This window comes from Avibacterium sp. 21-595 (genome assembly GCF_023611905.1).
GTDB lineage: Bacteria > Pseudomonadota > Gammaproteobacteria > Enterobacterales > Pasteurellaceae > Avibacterium.
In genome coordinates this window covers 1,660,140-1,679,941 of record NZ_CP091455.1, presented here as the reverse complement: position 1 = coordinate 1,679,941, position 19,802 = coordinate 1,660,140, and the positions used below count along the sequence as shown (strand labels likewise).

General features: G+C 40.2%; 25 protein-coding genes. 3 read left to right on the top strand and 22 right to left on the bottom strand.

All coding sequences use genetic code 11. From position 1 onward, the window contains the following. Nucleotides 1–5: 5 nt before the first annotated feature. The 22 genes from L4F92_RS07775 to L4F92_RS07675 form a co-directional block, all read right to left on the bottom strand. Nucleotides 6–275 carry a hypothetical protein gene (locus L4F92_RS07775; protein WP_250363308.1) on the bottom strand — a complete coding sequence of 90 codons (270 nt, stop codon included), beginning with the start codon at nt 273–275 and terminating at the stop codon, nt 6–8. Further along, entirely contained in the window at nt 262–930 is a 669-nt protein-coding gene (locus L4F92_RS07770) for a DUF4376 domain-containing protein (RefSeq protein WP_250363307.1), read from the bottom strand. The genes L4F92_RS07775 and L4F92_RS07770 overlap by 14 nt, the downstream gene beginning before the upstream one ends. Before the next feature lie 12 nt (nt 931–942). After that, the gene (locus tag L4F92_RS07765; RefSeq protein WP_250363306.1) at nt 943–3,993 is read right to left on the bottom strand and encodes a phage tail-collar fiber domain-containing protein; all 3,051 of its coding nucleotides are present in this window, start codon (nt 3,991–3,993) and stop codon (nt 943–945) included. Nucleotides 3,994–4,013: 20 nt separating this feature from the next. Then, the gene (locus tag L4F92_RS07760; RefSeq protein ID WP_250364579.1) at nt 4,014–4,538 is read right to left on the bottom strand and encodes a phage tail protein; all 525 of its coding nucleotides are present in this window, start codon (nt 4,536–4,538) and stop codon (nt 4,014–4,016) included. Beyond that, nucleotides 4,538–5,707, bottom strand: coding sequence for a baseplate J/gp47 family protein (locus L4F92_RS07755; protein WP_250363305.1), 1,170 nt, complete (start codon nt 5,705–5,707; stop codon nt 4,538–4,540). Before L4F92_RS07755 ends, L4F92_RS07760 begins: the two co-directional genes overlap by 1 nt. Next, a complete protein-coding gene (locus tag L4F92_RS07750; RefSeq protein ID WP_250363304.1) occupies nt 5,700–6,032 on the bottom strand; it encodes a DUF2590 family protein in 333 nt (110 codons plus the stop codon). Before L4F92_RS07750 ends, L4F92_RS07755 begins: the two co-directional genes overlap by 8 nt. Further along, a complete protein-coding gene (locus L4F92_RS07745) occupies nt 6,025–8,118 on the bottom strand; it encodes a phage tail tape measure protein (protein WP_250363303.1) in 2,094 nt (697 codons plus the stop codon). The genes L4F92_RS07750 and L4F92_RS07745 overlap by 8 nt, the downstream gene beginning before the upstream one ends. 9 nt (nt 8,119–8,127) lie before the next feature. Further along, complete coding sequence (locus L4F92_RS11080) at nt 8,128–8,250, bottom strand: DUF6890 family protein (RefSeq protein WP_265748351.1); 123 nt, start codon at nt 8,248–8,250, stop codon at nt 8,128–8,130. 56 nt (nt 8,251–8,306) lie between these two features. Next, a complete protein-coding gene (locus tag L4F92_RS07740; protein ID WP_250363302.1) occupies nt 8,307–8,606 on the bottom strand; it encodes a putative phage tail assembly chaperone in 300 nt (99 codons plus the stop codon). Between the two features lie 20 nt (nt 8,607–8,626). Next, nucleotides 8,627–8,842 (bottom strand): Rz1-like lysis system protein LysC, encoded by a 216-nt coding sequence (gene lysC, locus L4F92_RS07735; protein WP_250364578.1) that lies wholly within the window; start codon nt 8,840–8,842, stop codon nt 8,627–8,629. Continuing rightward, nucleotides 8,811–9,152 (bottom strand): hypothetical protein, encoded by a 342-nt coding sequence (locus L4F92_RS07730; protein WP_250363301.1) that lies wholly within the window; start codon nt 9,150–9,152, stop codon nt 8,811–8,813. Before L4F92_RS07730 ends, lysC begins: the two co-directional genes overlap by 32 nt. Further along, nucleotides 9,137–9,664, bottom strand: coding sequence for a lysozyme (locus tag L4F92_RS07725; protein ID WP_250363300.1), 528 nt, complete (start codon nt 9,662–9,664; stop codon nt 9,137–9,139). Before L4F92_RS07725 ends, L4F92_RS07730 begins: the two co-directional genes overlap by 16 nt. Then, on the bottom strand, nt 9,642–9,869 hold the full coding sequence (locus tag L4F92_RS07720; protein ID WP_250363299.1) for a phage holin: 228 nt from the start codon (nt 9,867–9,869) through the stop codon (nt 9,642–9,644). The genes L4F92_RS07725 and L4F92_RS07720 overlap by 23 nt, the downstream gene beginning before the upstream one ends. An 86-nt stretch (nt 9,870–9,955) precedes the next feature. Continuing rightward, entirely contained in the window at nt 9,956–10,411 is a 456-nt protein-coding gene (locus L4F92_RS07715) for a phage protein (RefSeq protein ID WP_250363298.1), read from the bottom strand. Nucleotides 10,412–10,415: 4 nt separating this feature from the next. After that, nucleotides 10,416–11,543, bottom strand: coding sequence for a DUF2586 domain-containing protein (locus L4F92_RS07710; RefSeq protein WP_250363297.1), 1,128 nt, complete (start codon nt 11,541–11,543; stop codon nt 10,416–10,418). 403 nt (nt 11,544–11,946) lie between these two features. After that, a complete protein-coding gene (locus L4F92_RS07705; RefSeq protein WP_250363296.1) occupies nt 11,947–12,351 on the bottom strand; it encodes a hypothetical protein in 405 nt (134 codons plus the stop codon). After that, entirely contained in the window at nt 12,348–12,779 is a 432-nt protein-coding gene (locus L4F92_RS07700; RefSeq protein WP_250363295.1) for a phage virion morphogenesis protein, read from the bottom strand. The genes L4F92_RS07705 and L4F92_RS07700 overlap by 4 nt, the downstream gene beginning before the upstream one ends. Then, on the bottom strand, nt 12,772–13,257 hold the full coding sequence (locus tag L4F92_RS07695; protein WP_250363294.1) for a phage tail protein: 486 nt from the start codon (nt 13,255–13,257) through the stop codon (nt 12,772–12,774). The genes L4F92_RS07700 and L4F92_RS07695 overlap by 8 nt, the downstream gene beginning before the upstream one ends. Then, nucleotides 13,245–13,697 carry a head completion/stabilization protein gene (locus tag L4F92_RS07690; RefSeq protein WP_250363293.1) on the bottom strand — a complete coding sequence of 151 codons (453 nt, stop codon included), beginning with the start codon at nt 13,695–13,697 and terminating at the stop codon, nt 13,245–13,247. The genes L4F92_RS07695 and L4F92_RS07690 overlap by 13 nt, the downstream gene beginning before the upstream one ends. Continuing rightward, entirely contained in the window at nt 13,690–14,496 is an 807-nt protein-coding gene (gene gpM, locus L4F92_RS07685) for a phage terminase small subunit (protein ID WP_250363292.1), read from the bottom strand. Before gpM ends, L4F92_RS07690 begins: the two co-directional genes overlap by 8 nt. A 13-nt stretch (nt 14,497–14,509) precedes the next feature. Next, nucleotides 14,510–15,538 carry a phage major capsid protein, P2 family gene (locus L4F92_RS07680; protein WP_250363291.1) on the bottom strand — a complete coding sequence of 343 codons (1,029 nt, stop codon included), beginning with the start codon at nt 15,536–15,538 and terminating at the stop codon, nt 14,510–14,512. A gap of 2 nt (nt 15,539–15,540) precedes the next feature. Beyond that, the gene (locus L4F92_RS07675) at nt 15,541–16,410 is read right to left on the bottom strand and encodes a GPO family capsid scaffolding protein (RefSeq protein WP_250363290.1); all 870 of its coding nucleotides are present in this window, start codon (nt 16,408–16,410) and stop codon (nt 15,541–15,543) included. A gap of 188 nt (nt 16,411–16,598) precedes the next feature. Between L4F92_RS07675 and L4F92_RS07670 the strand changes: the two genes are divergently transcribed. From L4F92_RS07670 to L4F92_RS07660, 3 genes are all read left to right on the top strand, one after another. Continuing rightward, nucleotides 16,599–18,395, top strand: coding sequence for a terminase large subunit domain-containing protein (locus tag L4F92_RS07670; protein WP_250363289.1), 1,797 nt, complete (start codon nt 16,599–16,601; stop codon nt 18,393–18,395). 4 nt (nt 18,396–18,399) lie between these two features. Further along, nucleotides 18,400–19,437 (top strand): phage portal protein, encoded by a 1,038-nt coding sequence (locus tag L4F92_RS07665; protein WP_250363288.1) that lies wholly within the window; start codon nt 18,400–18,402, stop codon nt 19,435–19,437. 81 nt (nt 19,438–19,518) lie between these two features. Further along, nucleotides 19,519–19,791 carry an ogr/Delta-like zinc finger family protein gene (locus L4F92_RS07660; RefSeq protein ID WP_250363287.1) on the top strand — a complete coding sequence of 91 codons (273 nt, stop codon included), beginning with the start codon at nt 19,519–19,521 and terminating at the stop codon, nt 19,789–19,791. Nucleotides 19,792–19,802 lie beyond the last annotated feature (11 nt).

The following is a 19,802-nucleotide window of genomic DNA, read 5'->3' as shown; positions in this document are numbered from 1 at the left end:
TTATCCTAACTGATAACCTGAAAATCCTCTGGATATTGCCTACGTTTAACTTCACTTTCGTAGGCGGTTTTGCAGTGATGCTTGTCAAAAAATAAACCATTAACAACATTAAACCAAAATCGCCAACGTTTTTTAGGTTTTTTGGCAAGAACTGCACCACGATAACAGCGGCTTGAGAATGTTTCATCTGCTGCGCCACCGGTTAAAGCGTTGCAAAGTTGGTCAATGGCAATCAACACGTGATAGCCATATTTTTTTAATTTATTTTTGTTCATTTAAAAAATCCTCGTAGGTTTTTGTCCATCCGCTTGAATAATCATAATTTAGCGGATCTTCTGACTGCGCTAATGCCATTTTGTGTTGCAGTGCATTTTGTACATTTGCTGTTTTATCTCTCATTATTTGAGTAATCACTGCTGTTAATTTAGCTTTATCAAAATCAGTAATAATTGTGTTATCAGCACAAATCCATTCCGTAGAATAATCACCGATTAAATCTAGGCTTGCTTTAAATCCAAGCAAATTTTGATAAGCCATATCATCGTTATCAAACCACTTTCCTAGACTTTCAACATAAACGCCTTTGCAGTTTTTGCTATCTCGCAATATGTTAATTTTTAGTCTGATTTGTTGGCGTTGTTGGGTGAGTAGCACAGCTTGCTTTACCTCATCAAGCACCCATTTCTCACCGTCCCAAGTATGCTCATTGCTCGGGCGAATAGTAGTTAATTTGAGAATGTCATCATCAACATAAATTAATTGCCCCTTTGCTCGTCCGTCGATCAATTGATTGTACGTATTGTCATCAACGCCGATATATTGATCTGCGTCATAATTAAATTGATTAATCCCTTTAACCAAAAAAACAGATTTATTTTTATCAAAGTAATATTTGATATCATCCTCTTCAACTAATTTTAATTCTTCCATTTTCTCACCTTATCATCGCCCGATCGCTCGAAATGAAAACAAGCCGACATTACCATCTGCTACTACGCTAAAGCCTTCGTTTGTAATATTAGTCGTTGCAAGTTTTACAATCGTATTACCTGTGCTATTAGTATCTGTCGCAACAACATTGAAGACCTCATTAAACGTAATAGGAAATTGAAATTTGCCAAAGTTAGCATTGTCAGCAATAACATAAGTTCCCCATTGTTCAATTAGTCCATTTGGTAGTTTTTGCCAACCATTGCGAGCTAGCTTGCCGCTAAATCCGTCGATAACATTCATAACGGCAACCCAACCACCTTTTCCGTTACCGTAGCTACCGTTGCGACAATAAGCTACTCCTGTATTTAGATCATAATAACGGCTATTGCGCGGTGCAGTGACAATCCCTTCCGGTTGCCCTATGCCATTTATAGATACATCTCCTATGTTTAGCTCACCGCTAATGTGAGAGCGCATCCCCGCAAAATTGTTACTGTGGCAAACAGTATGTTTATCTACGTAATAAATAGCTAATCCAAGATAACTATTGTCATAACTTATCCCGTCATTTTGTTGATAAGTATTACTTATTACAACAGCTTTACTTGTGTTGCTATCAAGAGCTATGCACGGGACATTTTTAGGATCATCTCTACTACCGAGCACACGGTCGTGCATATCATTACATTTAATGTTTATGCCACTAACTTTTTGTGCGTGAATAAATCTGCGATAACCGATTAGTTTATTGTTTGATATTGTCACATCAATGTTATCTAAGTTAATTAAATCGTCGTTATTGTCATAGCTAATATATATTCCTGTTGCGTTATCGGCTCCATTTGCATTAGCAATATTATTGCTAATAATGGTTTGTTTAAGTGCTTTACCGCTTATAAATGCTCCACCCGTCATTATATTGCCCTGGATAAGTGCATTTATAACCCCGCTTAGACTTACCCCAAGATTACCATTTGTTTTAATTGTGTTATTAGCTATAACAATCTCGGACGCTCTTGCGTTATCATCAACACGCTCATCATTTTTAGTTGCTTTGAGCATAGAGATAGCTGCATAGCCATTGTGATTAATTATTGTATTGCCTGTGACTATATATTTAGCAATCCCTCCTCGGTAATCACTCCAAGCATCACGATTAGTTGATAAGATTGCTGCGCCAGAACAACCGGCGAACGTATTATTAATAATTTTTACTTCGCGCCACGCCCCAAATGTACGTATCCCCGCATAAGTCATCCCATTAAACAAGCATTGCTCAATTAACACATTATTTGGACATTGCGCTCTATCATAATCAGAGCCGTGATTGCCAATTCCCGTCATCCAATAACCCAAATTTTCTGAGTTGCTAAAGTGACATTCTCTAATGACTAGATTACTATTCGCGTAACGACTATTTTGAGAGGTATTTTCAATTTGTATAGCTTCGCTGGGGTAACGATTTTTCATATTATCAGTGTCTTGCCAGCACGCACCAAAAAATCCACAATCTTCAATAATCACATCCTCAAAATTACTCAAATCTATCCCGTGTACATTTTTAACATCATATACGTCTACATTTTTAATGAGTAAATTCTTAACTGGGTTGACAGTTATTGCATTGCCCGAACTATCTTTTGTTTGGTCATCTTTAATAAGATGACCATTCATTTTGATTTTTGCATTTTTGATTACGATATTTTTTGCAGTATCATCGTGTTTGATGTGGATTAATCCTAGGGCATCAGTGATTGGGCAGCGATAAAAATCTTTGTTTAGTGTTGCTCCTGAAAAATCTACATCCGTATTAGCGTGGATAATTAGACTATGCTGGAGATTGTAATAATCTCCACTAGCCTTAATTTGCGTATGTTGCTTACCTTTTGCATAGGTCAAAGCAGCATTAATTGCAGGGGAGGCATTTGTTTGCTGTACGCCAAAATACTCAATATAGATTACATTATCGTTAATCACTCTTTTCCAGCGTTTGCCTTTTTCTGTCACAATTACTACACCGCCGTCATCCGATGTGCTGTTATCAGTGAGATCTGCATAAAACTTCCCACTTCCGATTGTTGAATTAGCATAATACCCTTTTAACCAGATCGCTTGTTTATCTTCTGTAGGCTCTGTTTTTCGTAAATTTTCAATGCTCTCACATTCGCCAATATATTTTTGACCGTCATTATTAGAGAGTGTTAAAAGTACTCTTTGAGTAATAGATGATTTCAATAAACGTCTATCGGTAATATTTCCGCGGCTGTCAATATCCGCAATAATCTGTACATAGTGCTGATGATCGGCACGATCGCGATAGTCCGCTTTGCTACGCGTTAAAAACTGGATTTCCGTTTCATAAGCACCTGTAACCGTGCAATGATGCACCACATCAACATAGATAGAACAAGGTAAGTTAGTTGCATTAATTTCCACTTTTTGTGTAATGCTTGTGCGTATGCCCTCAATATAGGAGACACCTGCATTAATGTTGTAAATATTGCCTGTTTTTCTGGTTACTAAAAAACCGTCATCAAAAAATACCGCTCTTCCATAAATATCACGATTCGTTAGGCGAATTTTTTCATCAAGCCCTGATAAACGTAGGGTAAAATCAATTTGCCAAGTATCAGCATTTACATTGATATTTGTCAGTGTTTTGGCATTGCTAAACTCAAGCAAGACGGAGCGTGTAATGCTGTTGCCCTGAATGCCTGCTTTGTTTTTGATTTTTTTGATAGGTTCGGATTGAATAGCACAGGCAAGCAAGTTTTTGCTTTTGTTAATTAAGCCAATAAAATTGTAATCCCAATCACCAATTTCTGTGCCAATCGTTACGGAATAAACCACCGAATTTTGATTTACCACACCGGCTTTTGATATAGTTTGACGATAAACAATATGATTATTCACCGCAGATAAGGTTAAATAATTGTTCAAGTTATTTTCATTGAGATTGGGAATATTGGCGAAAATAAATTCATCAAAAACAACCGTGCCATTATTTACGGTTTGTTGTGCAATATATTGTTCAAATTCAGGCGTTAATAAGTTTGCCATTTTGTTACCTCTTATTTTTATTATTTGGCTTTAAAATGATAGGCACGATAATCACAATCAAAATCACCGTGGAAAATTGTTACTTTATTATTGGTTATCACTTCAAAGGTATATCGCCGACAAGTTCGCCCATATTTACGAATAATCAGCATTAATAAATTAGGATTTTTTGCGAGTTGTGAATCATTTAGGCGAATCTTAATTACATCCCAATTTTCTAAATCAAAGCGTTCTTCAATTTCCACATAACCAATACCCAAGCGTTCAAAAATACGAATAAAACCCGCCTTGCTGCCTGCATCTTTAGCATTTAAAAAGGCATATTTCACTCGCTTACGATAAAGATCTAATGGTTCGCTTTTGAAACGTTCAATATCACGCGCATACGCAATCAAATTTAAAATAGTTTCACTGCATTTTTCTTCGTCAAAAATAGAAAACGGCGTAGATAACATCCTTAAACTATAAGCCCACCATTTTTCAAAAAGTTGAGCAATTTTGTTTAGTTCTCCTTTATCCATCCAAAACGGTAATTTTATTTTCATCATTGCTCAATACTCACGGTTAAAGATTGAATGCGCGGAATGCTTAAATCACTTACGATGTCTTGCTGCCCCCAAATAATAGAAGAAATTAGTGGTTGTGCCTCGTGGATTTCTTCGCCTAGGCGCGACCAAGAAAAACGGCTATGGGGATAAGTTTTGGTTACCTCATAATTATTATTTTCCCGAAAAGCACAGCGGATCATATTTTCTACTTGCACTTTAATTTCATTTTGTTTTAATTCGCTCACATTTTGGCTTGGCGAGAAATAAAGTTTACAGGTTAAACGATGTTGGGTTTCTGGCATTGCAAAACACAACAAATCATCGCCGTGCCCGTGAAACCCCTCATCACGCACATACTGATTGACGCGATCAACAAAGGGCTGACTGGTTACCCCGGTGTCTAGCAATAAATAAGCATTGGCAGTTCCCGGGCCTCTTGGTGCATCGTGTTTAAAATAAATACGATCAACGGATAAACCCGCTATTTTGGCAATCATTCCGCGATAAACGCTATCAATATGATGTTGGCCAACACTTGAAAATTGAGTGCGGTAGCGTTGGCGCAGTTCTTCGTCTGTTTCTTTATCTGCACCGGGCATTAATAGCCATTCATCTTCATTCACTATGTGGCTAATGCCGCTAAGTGGTTCGGGTAAAATACGGTAGTAGCCTGATGCAAGGTTGTAATCACTGCCTGCAAATTCCGCAATAACGGGGACTTTGCCACTGATAAACCCTTGCGGGATCACCGTATCAGCGGTAACAATCAAGCGGAAAATAACGTCATTAATCCGTTCTGTTTGAATAATTGTGCCTTGTGGGATTGTGATAGGGGTTAATTCACTTTGCTTGTAAAAGGTGATAACGCCTTCGGCTTTCGTCGCCTCTTTAAAATCCAACCCCACAGCCCAAGCCTGAATTTGTAGCCATTTTCCTTTTGCGGTTTTCACAAATAAATTGGGAAGGATTTCACTGATTAAATGTTCAGTGAGCCATTTCACCGGCTGAATGGCAACGGCGGAAATTAAACGCCAAAAAGGGGACATTCGGCTAGTGTTGGTGATTAAGCCCTCTTGCTTTGTGAGCTGTTCAAATTCTTGACGAATTTCGCTTTCTTCTGTTGGCAATCCAGCATCAACAAGGATCTGTTTAAATTCATTACTCATTTACATTAATCCCTAAATTAATAGATCCAAAATCGTAAGTTTCAGCGGTTAAAAATAAACGTGTAGGGCTTTCTTCATTAATAATGATTGTTCCCGGTACAAGGCGCTCATCATCTTCAGTCAAAAAAATCATCTGCAAAATAATATCGCGGCGTAAAATCTTGCTACGTTCGGCAATCAGCTGCGTAGCCAAGCCACTTTCTAAAATAGCGTGCTTAATATCCTGCGCAATAGATTGTTGGTTGTAACACAAAGTAGGCACATTGCCGCTATCTAGCGTTAAATCCTCATCGGTGATGAATAAGTCAAAATAATGTTTATCCATAGCTAAATGTTCCTAGAGAGGCTTTTTCTTGCATTTGTTTTTCAAAGGCTTTTGTGTCATTGGCATAAATATTTACCCCACCATAATTCACAGTATGCGTGGTTTGGTTTGAAATGTTTTTGCTTGCCAAAAAGCCTTGTTTAAATTCAGTTTTAGGTTTCACTTCTGCAGGTAACTGTGGCAGGCTTACCGCACTTGTTGCATTGCTGGCCACATTGAGCGAATTGCTCAAGTTCGCCATTTTTTCTGCTTGTGATATGGGTTTAGTTGCCGTTTCAGTGCTAGCAGTTGGCAGTAAATCAATATTCACGCCCGGCAACTTATTCAGCTTATCAATGAGCCAATTCACCATTGCAATTAAGCTGTTTTTTAGGCTGTTATAAGCATTAGTGAAAATATCTGTCAGCCCTTTACCGAGTTTTTTAAAGCTCTCTAGTGGGCTGATATTACCGAAAAAAGCGACCACCTGATCCCAACCGTTTTTAATACCAGTCCACAAGTCATCAAACACAGCAGAAATGCCGTCCCACAATTCACTTAACACGCCGCTAAAGCTGCCCCAAAGTTCAGAAAGCCATTGTGTAAAGGCACTCCATTGTGCAGTCAACCATTCCCAACCCGCTAAACAAGCGGCTTTGATTTTGTCCCAGTTGGCATAAATGGCATAGCCAATAGCTACAATTGCCAGAATAATTAATCCAATAGGTCCAGTAATAGCACGCCACATAAAACGGGCTCCGATACTAACGGCTTTGAATACAGCACTTAAAGTCCATAATGTCGCAGCCCAAAGTTTGCTAATAACCCAATTTAGACCTATTGCACGAGTTAAACCGAGAACGGCTTTCCAAGAGCTTTTGATTGATAAACCAAGCAAAGTAAAAATGCCTTTAAACATTAAAACAGCAGGTCCAAACGCGGTAAATCCCATTACCCCAGCAATTAAATAGCCAATCCAGCGCGCAATATTGCGATAAGTATTTAGCCACTCAAGAAAACCTTTACCAATATTGGCAACTTTATTCAAAATTGGATAAAGCACGGGTTGCAAAGAAGCACCGATAGAAATCGCGATGCCTTTTGTCATTGCTTGCAAGCGTTCCCACACGTCCGTCATTTTGTGTGCCTGTGCGCTTACGGCATCCATTCCTTTTACATTGGCGAGTTTGTCAATATTTGTGCCTAAGCGATCGCTTTCGTCGATCATATTGGCAATAAATTTGTAGGCACCATCACCGCCAAAGGCTTTTTTCAGAATATCCCGATGCTTTGTAACATCACCAAATCTCGTTTTTAATTTGCGTAAAATTTTGTCCGTGCTAAGTAAATTTCCGTTATTATCGCGGAAACTCATACCCAGTTTTTTCTCGGCAGAATTGACACCAAGTAAGAAACTTTCAAATTGTTTCCCTGCCTTGGTTGTGCCGACTTTATCCCCAAGCTGACCAATCACCGCCATTTGCTCGCCAAGGGATACGCCCATTTTTTCTGCTGTGCTGGCAATGGTTTTAAAACCCGCAGCCATCTCTGATGTGCTAGATTTAAAAAGGGTAGTGGCAATCGCCGTTTGTGAAGCCACTTTTTCCGCCCATTGCACTTTTCCTACACTATCTGCCTCATTTTTATAGATACTGTAAATGCGAGAAAGGTAATCTTTGGCACTGTTGGCATCGGTTTTAATTGCCGCTGCCATCACATTGGTGGTTTTGACTAAACCACTTAATTCAATGTCGGAAAGCTCACCGAATGCTTGCTTGATGCCATAGGCGGATTTGACGACTTCAACGGCATCTTTGCCATAGTCCACGGCAAATTCGGTGGCAGTGTTGCGCAGTTTTTCAATAGCACTATCAGCCACGCCAAGGGAAGCTACTTCACCTAAAGCCCTATCCATTTCAATAGCGGGCATTAAGGCGGCTTGCATACTTTTACCCACGGCAAAAAGCCCCGCGCCACCCATTGCGATATTGCTCATTGCTGATTTTGTTTTTGACACAAAATTATCAACACCTTTTGAAACACCTTTGAGCGGGCCAGTCATTTTGTCGGTTAAGTTGATAACAAAATTCAAGCCTTTGATTGTCATTCTTTCACCTTAAAAACATTTGCTAATCCCATTGGCAACCGTCATTGCCATATTTTCCCAATGTCGCTTATCTAACCATAAGGCACGGGCTAAATTTTGAGGGTGGTTGTCGGCGTGGGGTAAATAGTGCATCCGCAACGCGATTGCTTGTGCATAGCCGTTTTGTTCCAGCCGTTCCACCCTCTCAATTAGTTTTTTACTTTAACTTCAATGTCTGCCACAAAGGCTTCATTGACTTTTTCCGCAAGTGCGCCAGCAATGCCCGGCACGTTGATAATTTGCAGTAAAGTGTCTTTATCTTCACGGCTCACCAAGGCAAGCAATAAATCTTTCATTGGCGTGAGTTTGTTTTTTTCTGTCACCTCATTAGTAAAGGCATCATAGGCGGCATCATCACGATTAAAAGTGAGCTCAATACCGTTAAATTCAACAGTAAGCTGGTTTTTAATACCGAATGTTTCAAGTAACTGTGTTGCATCGTTTTTCATTGTGTTTTCCTTTTGGTTTCTTATTGTTGTAAAAATTTGTTGTAGTCGCTAATGCACTGCTTAAGTTGTTCGTGCGCGTTTTGGCATTGGCTCAAATTGTGCTGATAATCCATTAATGCGTGAGCTAAATCGCCATTGGTTTTAATCACAGGCGTAGGCTTAACGCAACTTGCAACAATCGGGCAGGTAATAGGTTGAGCCGTGTTAATGGTTGAGCTCGAACACCCGAATAACATCATCAGGCACAGGCTCATTAGCCCAGTTTTTATGTTTTTCATTGGCCACCTTTAATGCGTTTTTTTGTTGTTTATAAAGTGCGGTGGTTTTTTCCGCTTTTTTGGTAGCAAGTTCAGCCATTTCTTGCAGTTTTAACAAGCGTTGATTTGTGACAATGGCTTGCTTTTTAAATTGGCTCACTTGTTGGGCAAGCAAGCTATTTTCTTGTCTTAAGCGGCTGTTTTGGCTGCTTAAAAATGCCGTCAATAAAACACCAAATAACATCGCCACAGCCAAGCCAACATCTGCAAAACTTAAACGCCCAAACATAAATCACGCTCCTGTTTTCTGCGTTCAACAAGCCCTTTGAGTGGTTTCCCATTGCTATAAACCCAGCGGGAAAACTGATCGCACATTGCAGGCTTATAACCTTGTTTTGCTAGCTTAAACAGGGTGCTTTTTCGCATTTTTCCGCAACCCACGTTATAAGTAATACTCACCAAGGCATCAAATGCCCCTTGTGGCATTGCTTGCCCGTTGGCGTGTTGGTTTACACATTGTTCTGCTTGCGCAATACCTTTGGCATAAAGTCGGGCGATTTCATCAAGGGAATAGGTTTTATTCGGATTGATTTTTTCCACGCTGTTTGTGCTGCCAATTCCCACCGTCAGCACATCACTTGGGCATTGGTAAGGGTTACGCACACAACCTTCCGCATTGGCAATCAGTTGCAAACCTTGTGGGCTTGTGCGTAAATCTTGGCTATATTTTGCTCCCACAATGGCAAGCACGGCCAAAACACCGCACATCACCCATTTTTTAGTGCTTGTTTGCTTGTTCATTGTGGTATTTCCGTTCCATTTCTTGCTGACGTAGTTTTAATTCACGTTGCTTAAAGTAAAAATTCATTGCGATTGTGCAAAAACCAAAAACAATACTGGCAATCGCTGCCGCCTCATTGGGTGATAAACTGCCAACCGCAACCGCAACAGATCCCGAAACAGGGGCGGTATTAGCTTTGAAAAAATTGATAATGTCGTTAAACATTGGTACACCTCAAAAAGATTGGCGAACTCGTTTCTCTTGTGTTTATTATTATTGTTATGTTAATGCCAAACGGTCGCCAAATAGGGTTAGCCGATTAAATCGCGGGTGTCGTAGCTAGAGAGATACGGCACGCCATCAATGCGAACAAAATCGGGGCTAGTTACAAAATATTTGATTTTACGGGTTGCTTTGCTCCCACCTTTAGGATCAATATCTAATAAATCTGTAAGAAGTAATTTACAGCCGAAGGCTTCCACTTTTTGGCGTTCGCTGCCTCGTTTGGCAAAAAACACAAGATCAGTTTCGGGTAAATCCCGATAACTGCCTACGGCAGCCGCAACCATTTTGATTTTGTTAAAGTTTTTTGTATCTACTTCAAGCTCACCTTCGGCGGAAACATCACCATCAACATAATTGTCTGGTACGCCTCGGCTGGTTGCGACTTTCGTATTGTCCGTGATAGAAAGGCTCGCCGCCTCCACGTGGATCGGCTGACCTAACATATAAATATCAAAGTTCATTCCAGAAATTCGTGCGCTCATTGTCTTAATCTCCTAATGTGGTTAAATCTAAGAAAATGTTTACTTCAATGCCTTTCGGACAATCATAAGTACGCACTTTCATATAAATTTTGACTTCGTTTTTATTCATCCAAGTGATCACGATGTCGCCTTCTTTCGGTGGCATACATTCACCCGGGAAATTGATACCTGCGATCGTTGTGGCTTTGCTCATTTCGCGCAATGGCGTAGCAAAATAGCTTTGATGGTACTCGGTGCTAGATGCGGTTGAGTTGAACGAACGATCGGCAATTTTCGCGATGGCCAACAAGCGCACTTTGCGCGCAGCTTTATCAATCACACGTACATTTTCAATGGCTTGATAATCGCCACCTTCAACATCTAATGTGCGACCGTCTGACCAGTAATAGCCGTCATAGTCTGGATACCACATAAACGTAGAAAAGCGTGCTTGTTCAAGGCTTTTTAAGTGTGCAACCGTGATTACATTGCCGTCCTTATCTTTTGGCTTGTTATCCCCAACATTGACTAACGCCCCTGTTTTTACACGAGCAGGACTATCAGCTACAGACACCGCAGAATTTGCCAAGCGCCCAGCCAATGCACCAACGTCATTGCCCATTAAATTAGGCACAAGCATAACGTGATCGGCTGCGATGTCCTGTTGTAAGGTAACGAGCTTAGCAACATACTGATCCCAAGTTTCGCCCTCGCTTTCATCAGCGTTAATACCATCCAGCGCTTGAATAAAGAAAGTGCGGCGTGAAAGGGTATTAAGTAGCTCTTTGTATAAGGTTTGCAAGGCGTTGATTTTGCTTTTATCAATGCCCGTGGTGTAGGTATTCACGCAAAATTCAAAACTTGCTACGCTTTGCGCGGCTTTTACACATTCTACAAAGTCGTAACCGCTTTCATCGGCAACATAAACGTGGGCATACCAATCTGTGTTTGCATTGACCATTGCAGTATGCACCTGTTTTTTTAATTCTGTGGGTGCAGTGCCGAGTAGCTTATCTAAATCGCTATCAGGGGTAACCGCGATCAGCTTGCCTTTATTGGTTTCTCCCACGCCAACAAAAAGTGCGTGGCGTTCAATTTCTTTGGTTGGCCCACTTAATTGATTAAGGGCGTTAATTCGTACATATGGGTACATAGTGATTGACCTCTTGTTATTGTTGTTATTGTCTGATCAATATTCGTCTTTAGATTTAAGCAATAATCGGATTTCTTTTAGAATACTTGGTAACCGATATGCAGTAATAATGGCAATAATGCAAAGTGTGGGTTGTAAAATACCGTATTCCATAATCACTTTTTCTATTTTTCTAAGTATTTTTTATATTCAATCCACGCGTGGAGAATTTCGGGAAATCGCCAAATAACTATCCCAACGAACATAAGTAAAATGAGGATCGCCAAAAGACAGAATTTTTCCATTGTTAAAATCTCCTTGATTAGTTGAATAAATAGAATATAATCACTCATATTCTTAGCTCCTTATTGGTTGAAAGTTAGGTAAGGGGTTTACAACCTCGAATGATTGCCGTCATTCGAGGTTATTTTTTTAAACCTTTTTTCGCATACATTTGTTCAATGCTTTCATCTACTCTTTGCGCATTGCGCTTCTCATCTTCATCCATAAATCTGCGTTGGTCATATTTCACCGGCTCATTTTTCGCTTTCTTTTCTTGTTGTTTGCGTTTTCTGCGACCCGGATCAAGCAAATTCAGCAACACGCCAGCTTGTTTTTCATTGACAGTATTCATTACCTCATTCAATGACGCAGAACGGCGATTTGTTCCACTTTTTATTCTTGCTGCCCACTTTTCTAATAGCTTATGAGCAAGGCTTTTACTCATCTTTGGGCGTTTTGCTTTTGGTTTAAACGGATTTTTAGGCTGATTAAATCCCACTTCTAATAACGCTTGCGCCTGTTTTTCTGTGGCTTTGGCTAAACTCATAAATCATCTGCTCCGCCATATTTTGTACGTTTGCGCTTCACGGTTAATCCGTATTGATGAATGGCTGAAATCAGCGCTTGCCTTGGGTTTTTCGGTGTAATGCTGACACTAAAGCTACTATTTTCTTTAACACTTAAATTTTTTGCTGATGCACGGTTAGCTAACATTCTTTGTGATTTTTGTTTTGCTCGTTCTAAGCGTTTCCCTTGCTTACCTTTAAAATCGGCTTCGTTGGTCTTTTTGGCTTTTTTTCTTGGCGTCCATTTTTTGCCATCGGGATCACTTTGTGCATTTATGTTTTTTTTCGCCGCTTGACGTATTTTTTTTGCTGTGAGTTTAAAAACCTCTTTTCTATCGGCTTTCGTCATTAGCAAGATTTTTAAATCTCGTTTTAATTCCTTTACGCCTTTTGCTGAAAATTTAAACATCACGAACAACCTCAATACTTTGTAAATGCTCTGCCACATAAATAGGTACTGGTGCAAGCTGATATCTTTCTCCATCTACAACAATGTTGCCATCATCCAATTTAACCGCTGTAATGGGTTCTTGGAAGTCAATGGTAAAACTCACATTAGCACTTTTGTCATCAACGATCTGCGTAGTAAAATCGACCTCGCCCATATCAAGAATTTCCCTTAATGGATCATTATGTTCTAGCCAATCATTGATATGAAAAATCAGTTCAAGCAAATTGAGTTGCTCAAAGGCAATTTCATCAAGCCATAAAATCCCCTCGTATTTGAGGTGATAAAGCTCAATACCATCATCAGTAATGTTTTTCCCTTGATCAATAATACTCACTCCATTAAACCAAGCGTAAAATTTACTGTGATAGCTTTTCGGTAATTTGGTTTTGATATATTCCGCAAGTTTCTGATAAAGCAACTTATTTAAAGTAGCCATACATTCCCCCGTTTTTTCCCTTTTAATCGGCGAATGGCAAAGTAGGATTCAGCCAACAGGCTTTTTTGTTCTTGCACTAAAGTGCGCCCTTCGTGAATTTCTCTTGCGGAAAGCGTGAGAAATTCGGGCAATAAATCCGCTTTTGCTCGTGCAAATACTGCTTTTTTGTATTGGGTTTGCGCAAAGTTTTCACCGCCAATTTGCACACTGCTAATTTCACTCACCTGCTTAATGCCTTGTGCTTGATACTGTGCCGCAATGCCTTCCAGTTCTAAATTGACTTCCTGCATTGCTTGGATTAGCACGGCTTTAATCATTTCCACAGGAACCTGAACAGGGATCGCACGTTGCTTCTGAAATTCGCTTACTTCGATTTCACCCCAAAAGCCGTTAGTGCTGATGACGCTGTCATCATATTCAACTGAAACCCCATTAAACATTGGCTTGCTCCTTGTGAGCTAAAGAAGTGCGGAACCGTAACTTTTCAATGACGTGATCAACTGTAAGATGACGCATATCCAAGTTAAGATCCGCACTTTGGTGGAGTTTTTTAAGTCGCATTACAATGCGATCAATCATTGAGTTCACGCCTGCTTTATGGTTATATTCCAAGGCTTTTTGGGCGAGGAATAACGCCAATTCTAGGCTTTCAATATCTTCAACACTTGCCGCGTGAACTTCGCCTTGTTGGTTACGTAAAAACAAGGTGGCAGCGAATTTGTACCATTTCGCCGTTACGATTTCGTGTAAATGCCACGTTTTAGCCACCGCCTCAAACGTGTCAGTAAAGTAAGGCTCTGCACTTTGACCTTGGTGAGCCATTCTTTCAGCCCACGCCAAAACTTGGTCAGCCACAAAGGTCGGCAAGGTACTTCTAAAATTGGCTGGCATTGATTGGTTTTGGGCAATAGCCATTCTCGCCAATCGTGTAGCACCGCCCAAATCGCCAACATCAAAAGCATAGATAATGCAATAGGCAATAACGTCATTTTGATAAATCTCTCCTTTGGCAAAATATTCTTCAACCAACGGCAACCACTTTGGCAAAAAGTGATTGCGTTTATATTCTGCTCGGTCTACCAAGGTTGGGAGTGCACGAATTTTTTCAATGTCATTTTTCAGTGCAATATCTAGCACGTCTTGCTGACTATGCGAAACCAGCACAACAGCTTGCTGTGCAGGCTGATTCTCAAGTGCGGTCAGTTTTTCCATTCGTTTTTGAAATTCACGCATTCCCATTTTTTAATCCTTGTTACTTGTACGTTCCGTCCGAATCTAGCAATTTCACATTTTTAAATTCAATTGCTGCGAATTTGCCTAAATCTTCAACAACATAAGCGGCATTACGGTAGTAACTATCTTTGATTGCTTTTGATTCTTGATCTTCGCGGAAACTACGACGAATACTTCCTTTCTGCACATAAATAGAAAGGTTATCTAGGCTTGTAACAATCGCGGCACGTGCAGGCAGATTAGGAACCATCATTGACGGCATACCACCAAAGGTTTTCATCAATGTCTGTGTATTTAATGCTGCTTTTTCTGTTGCGATTAAGCCATTACCACGGTAAATCGTGCTTGCCTCTTTAGCGACTAAATCCGCTCCAACAAGGAACACAAGATCACCAGCATCACGATGACGTTCGTGCAACCCCTGACGTAAATCATAAGCAAGTTCATCTAAATTTTTATAATCACCCTCATCACCAAAAATGTGGATTTCGTTTGATGTTTTGCCTTCCGTCAGAATTTGGCTTGGCTTGTTATCTCGTGCAAATTGCATCCAACCCTTATTAACATCTTTACCTTGTGGATCAGACGTGTTTGTTGCGACACTTTCACCATAGAAGCCAATTTGAATTTCGTCTAAGGCGATTTGGCGTTGCACATAGTCTGCCCACATTTTGGCAAAGTTTGGAGCAAGGTGTCCCCATTGATCTAAGCGAGCCCAAGGAATCAATACACCTGAATCCATTTCGACACATTGATAAGAGGTACCTGTTGGACTAACTTGTCCATAATTACGGGCATTTTCTTTGCGTCCAGTAATCAGACTTTCTGTAGCACCAAAAATTAATTGTCCAGCAATATCATCTACTTGAACGTAGTTAATTTTGCTTAAAAAATCCGATTTCTTCTGAATATTTCCTAATAAATGAATTGCTTTTGGTGTATCAATGGAAAAAGTTTTTCCAGCGATAACTCGATCCACATCTGCGGCATAATATTCCGCTACTGCTTGTTGAAATTCCTTAAGTACTTTTTCTGTTGCTGCTTTCATTTTTATACCGCCACATTAAATTTTTCTTGAACAGGTTCCCCTGTTGGGATTTGTGTTGCTTCTTGGCTTAACGCATTGAATTTTTTCTCAAGCGTTTGGAAAGAAGTTAAAAGCTGGTTAAATTCTTCTTTTGTTACCCCTTGATTTTCTGCCGCAGGCGTTTCTTTTGATTGTTCCGCCTGTGGTTGTGGTTCTGTTGGCTTTTCAGGCTCTTGCTTGGCGCTAAAGGCAGATGCCACCGCGGTAGCGATCACTGCGCCAAATTTGGCAAGTTGTTCATCGGTCATAAGGATTTCCTCTTTGTTATTGTTATTATCGGAGTGAGTTTGCTCATTGGTTTGAGCGGAAAGCGAAAAGAATTCTTTCAATGCACCAAGAAAGCCGCGTTTCATTCGCTCTTCTTCATTTTCTTTTTGAATAGCGAAATCCATTTTCACGAATTCGCTAAATTGGCTGCCATTCGGTTTAATATTGAAAAAATCTAATTTGGTAGTGCCTACAGAAGCAGGGGAGTCTGTAACGCCTAAGCCATATAAATAGGCTTTTCCTGTGTTTCGGAAATTCGGCATAATCTCTACGCTAGAAAATAAGCCTTGCCCTTCGGCATTCATATTGACTAAATATTGATTCGGAGCAATCACCGCATAAAGTTTGGTTTCGCCGTTCGGTTGATCTTCTGCTTTGAGTTCTAGCACTTGCCCGAAACTCATAAAGCGGCGATGTTCTAGCCATAAATTCGCGGTATATAATTCAGGATCGTAGCTTTCTGCCATTTCGTGCAGTTCTGCAGCGGTAATCTGGCGACCGTCCACGGAATACCCCGATGTCGCCACACAAATAAAACCTGTTTTGATTTTGCTTTCGTTCTTCATTTTTATGCCCTTGGTTGCAAAGTGTTGCAAGCTTTCAATCATTACTTCGGGCATTTTTTCCCAATCTTCAAAAAAAATCACGGTGTAAAATTCGGATATTTTCGGATATAGCACGATTTCGTCTTATATCCGAAAATATCCGAATTCTGCCGCTATTTTTTCCGTTGAAATGGCGAAAAATAGCGGATATGGATACGATCAAAACACTTAGAAAGCGCAAATCCCAACGTTATTCCGATGAAGTGATTTATGCGGCACGCCATTTATATTTGAAAAAATGGACGCCGGCGGAAATCGCTAAAGAGTTGGGGCTAAATTCTGCGCGCCCGATTTATTACTGGGCGGAAAAATACAACTGGCGCAATATGATTGGTGAACAGGGCATTGAAGAACTCATTGCCCTGCGGATTATCACGCTCACGGAAAGAGAGAGTAAAACAGAGCAAGAAATCAAGGAATTAGAAGCCTTGATTGATAAGGATCTGCAATATAAAAAGCAACGTGCAAGCCAAAAACAAAAACTTATGGCTGAAAATCAAAGTGCGGTGCAATTTGACGGAAATTTTGCGGACGCAACAGAACGCAAGAAAAAGCAGAAAAAAGCCAAAAATGACATTTCGCACATCATTCCCGAAATGTTCCAGCCGTTTTTGGATACCTTGTTTTCCTATCAACTGACTTGCCGAGATAACAAACATCATAAGGTGCGCAATATCCTGAAATCTCGCCAAGTGGGAATGACTTATTATTTTGCCTTTGAAGCCTTGGAAGATGCGATTTTAACGGGTGATAACCAAATCTTTTTATCTGCCTCAAAACGCCAAGCAGAAATTTTTAAAACCTACATTATTAAAATGGCACGGGAATATTTTGAAGTGGAGCTAAAAGGCAATCCCATTATTTTAAGCAATGGGGCAGAGTTGCATTTTTTATCTACCAATAAATCTACCGCACAAGGTTATCACGGCCACGTTTTCGGTGATGAATATGCTTGGCTGCGCAATTTTGAAGAATTTAACACCGTGTCATCGGCAATGGCGACGCATAAAAAATGGCGTGAAACCTATTTTTCAACGCCTTCATCAAAATTCCACGGTGCTTATAAATTTTGGAGTGGCGAGCTTTGGAAACAGGGTTCTGCCGAGCGTAAAGACGTGGTATTTCCAAGCGTTGAAGCAATGCGCAAAGGTGGCTGCGTTTGTCCTGATGGGCAATGGCGTTATGTCATTACCATTGAAGATGCCATTGCAGGCGGTGCAGGTGTGCTATTTGACATTGACGCCCTACGCCAAAAATATAGCAAAGCCGCCTTTGAACAGCTTTTTATGTGCAAGTGGGTTGATGATGCGGATTCCATTTTCTCTATTTCCAAACTGCTCAAATGTGCAGTGGAGATCAGAAAATGGAAAGACGTTGATTTTAACGATCCTAATCCGATTGGTCGCCGTGAAGTATGGGGCGGTTATGATCCAGCGCATAGTGTTGATGGGGCGAGCTTTGTTGTGATTGCCCCGCCAATTTTACCAAAAGAAAAATTCCGCATATTAGAACGCCACCAATGGCACGGGCTAAGTTATATGTATCAATCAGAGCAGATTAAAAAATTGGCTGAAAAATACAACTTTACCCATATCGGCATTGATGCCACTGGCGTAGGCGTGGGCGTTTATGAAATGGTGAAAGATTTTGCCCCACGTGCAACCACTGCCATTAATTATAGCCCTGATGTGAAAGCCTCAATGGTGCTGAAAGTCTATGATTTAGTGGATAACGGCTTGATCGAATGGTCGGAGCAAGAAACCGACATTCCAGCCAGTTTTTTAATGATTAAACAAACCACAACCCGAAGCGGTGGGCAAACAACCTACATTGCTGATCGCACTAGCCAAAATCAACACGCGGATGTGTTCTGGGCAATTTGTAATGCGGTTGATCGTAAGCCGCTCAACGAAAACAAAAAACGTAAAAGCGTTTGGAGAATGTAAAAAAATGACGAAAAAAAAGACCGCACTTAAAAAACAGAAAAGCGCACAAGTGAAAACCTTTAATTGGAACGAATTAGATAAAAACAGCCTAACGGGTGCGCCCGCCTTGGATTATATGGGGCTTGGTTTTGATAATACCTATCAATGTTATATTCCGCCAATTAATCGCCAAATATTAGCGAAATTACCACACCAAAACGCCCAACACTGCGGTATTTTAAATAGTCGTGCAAATATGATTAGCAGTGATTATATCAGTGGCGCATTGTCAAAAATGGATATGCGCGCACTATGCTTGAATTTAATTCAATTCGGTGATGTAGGATTATTAAAAATTCGCAATGGCTTCGGGCAAGTGGTTCGCTTGCACGTTCTTTCATCACTTTATTTAAGGGTTCGTAAAGATGGGGGATATACCTATCTTTTAAAGAAATCCTTACAGGATAGCGAAAATAATATTTATCAATTTGACGCGAAAGACATCATTTTTATTAAGCTCTATGATCCAATGCAACAAGTTTACGGCTCACCGGATTATGTGGGTGGTATTCAATCTGCTTTGCTTAATTCTGATGCTACGATTTTCCGCCGCCGTTATTTTAGCAACGGTGCGCATATGGGCTTTATTTTGTACGCCACGGATCCCGATTTAAACGAAGAAATGGAAGAAGAACTCGCGAAAAAAATCGAGCAAAGCCGCGGTGTGGGGAATTTTAAAAGTATGTTTATCAATATTCCCAATGGTTCGCCCGATGGCGTGAAAATTATTCCGATTGGCGATACTGGCACTAAAGATGAATTTGCCAACATCAAAAACATCTCTGCCCAAGATATTTTAACTGCTCACCGATTCCCACCTGGGCTGGGGGGGATTATCCCAAGTAATGCTGGAGGATTGGGCGATCCAATTAAATTGCGGGATACTTACCGACAAGACGAAGTGCTGCCAATGCAGTCCATTATTAGCCAAGCCATTAATAGCGATCCTGAAATTGGAAGTGCATTAAAAGTCAAGTTTTTAGAGACAAAAAAAGTGGAATAATTTTTTATTTTTAATCTGTATAAATGAACAGTGATTTGCTATATTGCTACTATTGTTTAGGTAGATAGGGGTTGTTTAAAAATGGCAAGGACAGCAGATATTTATTGTAATGTGTGTAATTCAAAAGCGATAATCACAAGGACTGATCGAATACACAGTAATTTCAGCAAATTGTACTGTTCTTGCCGTAACCCAGAATGTGGCCATAAGTTCGTTGTGAACCAAGAATTTAGCCACACAACCAAAACGAGCCAACTCACAAAAGATGGCTTGTTAAAATATTTGATTGATCAGCTATCAGAAAAAGATCGGGAAGATTTGAAAATATTGCTAGATGCAGAAAAAAGCCGCTAAAAAGCGGCTTT

Bases quoted from the DNA above. Each gene is read 5' to 3' on its own strand.
- L4F92_RS07670 (WP_250363289.1), top strand. From the start codon at position 16,599: ATGGATACGATCAAAACACTTAGAAAGCGCAAATCCCAACGTTATTCC.
- L4F92_RS07750 (WP_250363304.1), bottom strand. From the start codon at position 6,032: ATGGATAAACATTATTTTGACTTATTCATCACCGATGAGGATTTAACG.
- L4F92_RS07690 (WP_250363293.1), bottom strand. From the start codon at position 13,697: ATGTTTAATGGGGTTTCAGTTGAATATGATGACAGCGTCATCAGCACT.
- L4F92_RS07765 (WP_250363306.1), bottom strand. From the start codon at position 3,993: ATGGCAAACTTATTAACGCCTGAATTTGAACAATATATTGCACAACAA.
- L4F92_RS07660 (WP_250363287.1), top strand. From the start codon at position 19,519: ATGGCAAGGACAGCAGATATTTATTGTAATGTGTGTAATTCAAAAGCG.
- gpM (WP_250363292.1), bottom strand. From the start codon at position 14,496: ATGGGAATGCGTGAATTTCAAAAACGAATGGAAAAACTGACCGCACTT.
- L4F92_RS07680 (WP_250363291.1), bottom strand. From the start codon at position 15,538: ATGAAAGCAGCAACAGAAAAAGTACTTAAGGAATTTCAACAAGCAGTA.
- L4F92_RS07770 (WP_250363307.1), bottom strand. From the start codon at position 930: ATGGAAGAATTAAAATTAGTTGAAGAGGATGATATCAAATATTACTTT.
- L4F92_RS07775 (WP_250363308.1), bottom strand. From the start codon at position 275: ATGAACAAAAATAAATTAAAAAAATATGGCTATCACGTGTTGATTGCC.
- L4F92_RS07720 (WP_250363299.1), bottom strand. From the start codon at position 9,869: ATGTTTAACGACATTATCAATTTTTTCAAAGCTAATACCGCCCCTGTT.
- L4F92_RS07745 (WP_250363303.1), bottom strand. From the start codon at position 8,118: ATGACAATCAAAGGCTTGAATTTTGTTATCAACTTAACCGACAAAATG.
- L4F92_RS11080 (WP_265748351.1), bottom strand. From the start codon at position 8,250: ATGCACTATTTACCCCACGCCGACAACCACCCTCAAAATTTAGCCCGT.
- L4F92_RS07730 (WP_250363301.1), bottom strand. From the start codon at position 9,152: ATGTTTGGGCGTTTAAGTTTTGCAGATGTTGGCTTGGCTGTGGCGATG.
- L4F92_RS07710 (WP_250363297.1), bottom strand. From the start codon at position 11,543: ATGTACCCATATGTACGAATTAACGCCCTTAATCAATTAAGTGGGCCA.
- L4F92_RS07725 (WP_250363300.1), bottom strand. From the start codon at position 9,664: ATGAACAAGCAAACAAGCACTAAAAAATGGGTGATGTGCGGTGTTTTG.
- L4F92_RS07760 (WP_250364579.1), bottom strand. From the start codon at position 4,538: ATGAAAATAAAATTACCGTTTTGGATGGATAAAGGAGAACTAAACAAA.
- L4F92_RS07755 (WP_250363305.1), bottom strand. From the start codon at position 5,707: ATGAGTAATGAATTTAAACAGATCCTTGTTGATGCTGGATTGCCAACA.
- L4F92_RS07715 (WP_250363298.1), bottom strand. From the start codon at position 10,411: ATGAGCGCACGAATTTCTGGAATGAACTTTGATATTTATATGTTAGGT.
- L4F92_RS07705 (WP_250363296.1), bottom strand. From the start codon at position 12,351: ATGAGTTTAGCCAAAGCCACAGAAAAACAGGCGCAAGCGTTATTAGAA.
- lysC (WP_250364578.1), bottom strand. From the start codon at position 8,842: ATGTTATTCGGGTGTTCGAGCTCAACCATTAACACGGCTCAACCTATT.
- L4F92_RS07665 (WP_250363288.1), top strand. From the start codon at position 18,400: ATGACGAAAAAAAAGACCGCACTTAAAAAACAGAAAAGCGCACAAGTG.
- L4F92_RS07740 (WP_250363302.1), bottom strand. From the start codon at position 8,606: ATGAAAAACGATGCAACACAGTTACTTGAAACATTCGGTATTAAAAAC.
- L4F92_RS07700 (WP_250363295.1), bottom strand. From the start codon at position 12,779: ATGTTTAAATTTTCAGCAAAAGGCGTAAAGGAATTAAAACGAGATTTA.
- L4F92_RS07675 (WP_250363290.1), bottom strand. From the start codon at position 16,410: ATGAAGAACGAAAGCAAAATCAAAACAGGTTTTATTTGTGTGGCGACA.
- L4F92_RS07695 (WP_250363294.1), bottom strand. From the start codon at position 13,257: ATGGCTACTTTAAATAAGTTGCTTTATCAGAAACTTGCGGAATATATC.